The 4660-nt window shown below is 65.9% G+C and carries 3 protein-coding genes and 1 tRNA gene; all 4 read left to right on the top strand.

All coding sequences use genetic code 11. From position 1 onward, the window contains the following. On the top strand, positions 1–1485 hold a 1485-nt coding region (locus tag NQ160_RS18875), incomplete at its 5' end, for a toprim domain-containing protein (RefSeq protein ID WP_257516651.1). Positions 1486–1517: 32 nt separating this feature from the next. Further along, complete coding sequence (gyrA, locus tag NQ160_RS18880) at positions 1518–4097, top strand: DNA gyrase subunit A (protein WP_257516652.1); 2580 nt, start codon at positions 1518–1520, stop codon at positions 4095–4097. Continuing rightward, positions 4094–4498: a DUF3566 domain-containing protein gene (locus tag NQ160_RS18885; RefSeq protein ID WP_257516653.1), complete on the top strand. Its 405-nt coding sequence runs from the start codon at positions 4094–4096 to the stop codon at positions 4496–4498. Before gyrA ends, NQ160_RS18885 begins: the two co-directional genes overlap by 4 nt. A gap of 83 nt (positions 4499–4581) precedes the next feature. Then, positions 4582–4655, top strand: a tRNA-Ile gene (locus NQ160_RS18890). Positions 4656–4660: the final 5 nt, after the last annotated feature.

Raw genomic sequence — 4660 nt, forward strand, 5'->3', positions numbered from 1 at the left:
ACGATCGAGTTCTGGCCGGATGACACCATCTTCGAGACGGTGCACTTCGACTACGACACGCTGCGCACCCGCTTCCAGCAGACCGCGTTCCTCAACAAAGGACTGCGCATCACGCTCCGCGACGAGCGCCCCGACTCGGTATACACCGTCGATCTGCCTGACGGCACGTCGGAGGAGCACCAGCCGAATGACGACTTCCACTACGAGCGGGGCCTGGTCGACTACGTCGAGTACCTCAACAAGGTGCGCAAGGCAGAGGTCGTCAACGACGAGATCATCGAGATCGAGTCCGAGGACCGGGTGCGCCACATCGCCCTCGAGCTGGCGATGCAGTGGACCACGAGCTACACCGAGAACGTCTACACGTTCGCCAACACGATCAACACGCACGAGGGCGGCACCCACGAAGAGGGCTTCCGCGCCGCGCTGACCACGCTGGTCAACCGCTACGCGCGGGCGAACAACATGCTCAAGGAGAAGGACGAGAACCTCACCGGTGAGGACATCCGCGAGGGACTCACGGCAGTCATCTCGGTGAAGCTCTCCGAACCGCAGTTCGAAGGCCAGACCAAGACGAAGCTGGGCAACACCGAAGCGAAGGCGTTCGTGCAGAAGGTCGTGGGCGACAAGCTCACCGACTGGCTCGATCGCAACCCCGCTCAGGCCAAGCGTGTCATCGGCAAGGCCATCGACGCCGCCACCGCACGCCTCGCCGCCCGCAAGGCGCGCGAGACCGCACGCCGCAAGAGCGTCTTCGAGTCGGCATCCATGCCCGACAAGCTGAAGGACTGCACCAGCAAGGACCCGTCGATCAGTGAGATCTTCCTCGTCGAGGGTGACTCCGCCGGTGGCTCCGCGGTCAGCGGTCGCGACCCCGAGCGCCAGGCGATCCTGTCGCTGCGCGGCAAGATCCTCAACGTCGAGAAGGCGCGGCTGGACCGCGCTCTCGGCAACGCCGAGATCCAGGCGATGATCTCGGCCTTCGGCACCGGCATCGGCGAGGACTTCTCCGTCGACAAGGCCCGCTATCACAAGATCGTGCTGATGGCCGATGCCGATGTCGACGGTCAGCACATCACGACGCTGCTGCTGACGATGCTGTTCCGCTACATGCGCGGGCTCATCGAAGCCGGCTTCGTATATCTGGCCCAGCCGCCGCTGTACCGCCTGAAGTGGACGAACGCCGACCACGAGTACGTCTACAGCGACCGCGAGCGCGACGCGCTGATGACCGAGGGCATCGCCGCCGGCAAGCGCATCCCCAAGGACAACGGCGTGCAGCGCTACAAGGGTCTGGGCGAGATGAATGCCAAGGAGCTGTGGGAGACCACGATGGACCCCGAGACCCGCACCCTGCGGCAGGTGACCATTGACGATGCCGCCGCGGCGGATGAGATCTTCTCGGTGCTCATGGGCGAGGACGTCGAGGCGAGGCGCGGATTCATCCAGCGCAACGCCAAGGACGTGCGCTTCCTGGACATCTGAGCGCGGCACGAGCGAATCGAAACTGAGAAGACATGACTGACGACAAGCGCCCCGCCCCGATCGACGGGTACGAGCACGGCAACATCGACCAGGTCGACCTGCAGGTCGAGATGCAACGCAGCTATCTCGACTACGCCATGAGCGTCATCGTCGGCCGCGCGCTGCCCGACGTGCGCGATGGGCTGAAGCCGGTGCACCGCCGCGTGATCTACGGCATGTACGACGGCGGCTACCGCCCCGACAAGGCGTTCTCCAAGTGCGCCCGCGTCGTGGGCGAGGTGATGGGTCAGTATCACCCTCACGGTGACAGCGCGATCTACGACGCCCTCGTGCGCCTCGTGCAGCCGTGGTCGCTGCGGTACCCGCTCGCCGACGGCCAGGGCAACTTCGGATCCCCCGGAAACATGGGCGCCGCCGCTCCGCGATACACCGAGACCAAGATGGCCCAGCTCGCGCTGGAGATGGTCCGCGACATCAACGAAGAGACCGTCGACTTCGAGGACAACTACGACGGCCGCACGCAGGAGCCGTCGGTGCTCCCCGCGCGGTTCCCGAACCTGCTCGTCAACGGCTCCGTCGGCATCGCGGTCGGCATGGCGACGAACATCCCGCCGCACAACCTGCGCGAGGTCGCCGCCGGTGCGCTGTGGGCGCTGGAGAACCCGGAAGCCACCCGCGAGGAGCTGCTCGAGGCGCTCATGCAGCGCATTCCCGGCCCCGATTTCCCCACCGGCGCGCAGATCCTCGGCACCCGCGGCATCCGCGAAGCCCAGCGCACCGGACGCGGCTCGATCACGATGCGGGCCGTCGTCAGCGTCGAGGAACTGCAGGGACGCACCTGCCTGGTCGTCACCGAGCTGCCCTATCAGGTCAACCCCGACAACGTCGCCGCGAAGATCCGCGACCTCGCCCGTGACGGCAAGCTGAGCGGCATCGCCGACATCCGCGACGAGACCTCCGACCGCACGGGACAGCGCCTGGTGATCGTGCTCAAGCGCGACGCCGTGGCGAAGGTGGTGCTCAACAACCTCTACAAGCACACCCAGCTGCAGGAGAACTTCGGCGCCAACATGCTCGCCATCGTCGATGGGGTGCCGCGCACGCTGCCGCTGGACGGCTTCGTGTCGTACTGGATCGAGCACCAGGTCGAGGTCATCGTCCGCCGCACGCGGTATCGCCTGCGCGAGGCCGAAGACCGCATGCACATCCTGCGCGGCTATCTGAAGGCGCTCGACGCCCTCGACGACGTGATCGCGCTCATCCGCCGCTCGCCCACGGTCGACGAGGCCCGTGAGGGTCTGAAGGTGCTGCTGGAGATCGACGACCAGCAGGCCGATGCCATCCTGTCGATGCAGCTGCGTCGCCTGGCGGCCCTGGAGCGGCAGAAGATCGTCGACGAGGCCACTGAGCTCGAACTGAAGATCGCCGACTACAACAGCATCCTCGCGAGCCCGCTGCGTCAGCGCGAGATCATCCGCGACGAGCTCACCGGCATCGTGGACCGCTTCGGCGATGAGCGTCGCACGCACATCCTGCACGGGTTCGACGGCGACATGTCGGTCGAGGACCTCATCCCCGAAGAGGAGATGGTCGTCACCGTCACCCGCGACGGCTACATCAAGCGCACCCGCAGCGACAACTACCGCTCGCAGCACCGGGGCGGCAAGGGAGTCAAGGGCGCGCAGCTGCGGGCTGACGACGTCGTGGAGCACTTCTTCGTCACCACCACGCACCACTGGCTGCTGTTCTTCACCAACAAGGGCCGGGTCTATCGGTCCAAGGGCTATGAGGTGCCCGAGGCCGGGCGCGATGCCAAGGGTCAGCACGTGGCCAACCTGCTGGCGCTGCAGCCCGACGAGGAGATCGCCCAGATCCTCGACATCCGCGACTACTCCGCCGCGACGTACCTGGTGCTGGCCACCCGCGGGGGCCTGGTGAAGAAGACGCGCCTGACCGAGTACGACACCAACCGCCAGGGCGGCATCATCGCGATCCGCCTGCGCGAGGACGACGAGGTCGTCAGCGCGCTGCTCGTGGACGAGACCGATGACGTGCTGCTCATCTCTCGCCACGGAATGTCGCTGCGCTTCACGGCGACCGACGAATCGCTGCGTCCGATGGGGCGCAGCACCGAGGGCGTGAAGGGAATGTCCTTCCGCGGCGACGACAGCCTGCTGTCGGCGTCGGTCGCCCACGACGACGGATACGTCTTCGTCGTGACCGAGGGCGGCTATGCCAAGCGCACCGCCATCGGCGAATATCGGGTGCAGGGTCGCGGTGGCCTGGGCATCAAGGTGGCCAAGCTCAACGAGGATCGGGGAGACCTGGCCGGCGGCCTCATCGTCGGTGAGGAGGACGAGGTCCTCGTGGTTCTTGCCAGCGGCAAGGTGGTACGCTCTGCCGTGGCCGAGGTGCCTGCCAAGGGCCGCGACACCATGGGTGTCGTGTTCGCACGACCGGACGACGACGATCGCATCCTGGCGATCGCCCGCAACGGCGAGCGTGGCCTGGCCCAGCGAGCCGAGGCGGCAGCGGATGCCGATGCGGCGGACGCCGAGCCCGCAGACGGGACCGCCTCCCCCGAGACCCCGGAAGAGAGTACTGACGCATGAGCACGGTAGCCGACAAGCTGGCTAAGAAGTCCTCCAGCAAGACCAGTTCCAAGCAGGTGCGACTGCGCCTGGTCTACGTGGACTTCTGGTCCGCAGTGAAGCTGTCGTTCCTGGCCTCGGTGGCGCTCGCGATCGTGACGGTCGTCTCGATCTTCCTGGTGTACCTGGTGCTCGAGGCCACCACGCTGCTGTCGAAGCTGGATGAGCTGTTCATGGCGTTCACCGACGGCACCGTCTCGCTCACCACGTTCATCGGACTCCCGCAGGTGATGGCGTTCGCCGCCGTCATCGCGATCCTCAACCTCGTCGTCTTCACGGTGCTGGGTGCGGTCGTGGCGGGCATCTACAACCTGATGGTCAAGATCACCGGCGGCCTGCTCGTCGGATTCACCTCCAACTGACGCGCCCGACGCGACTCGGTTTCGTGAAACCGGGTCGCGTCGGGTAAAGTCTTGGAGGTTGCCGATGAGAAATCACGGCAGACGGGGCTATAGCTCAGGCGGTTAGAGCGCTTCACTGATAATGAAGAGGTCCCAGGTTCAAGTCCTGGTAGCCCCACAAAA

The sequence above is a fragment of the Microbacterium sp. zg.Y909 genome, assembly GCF_024626565.1.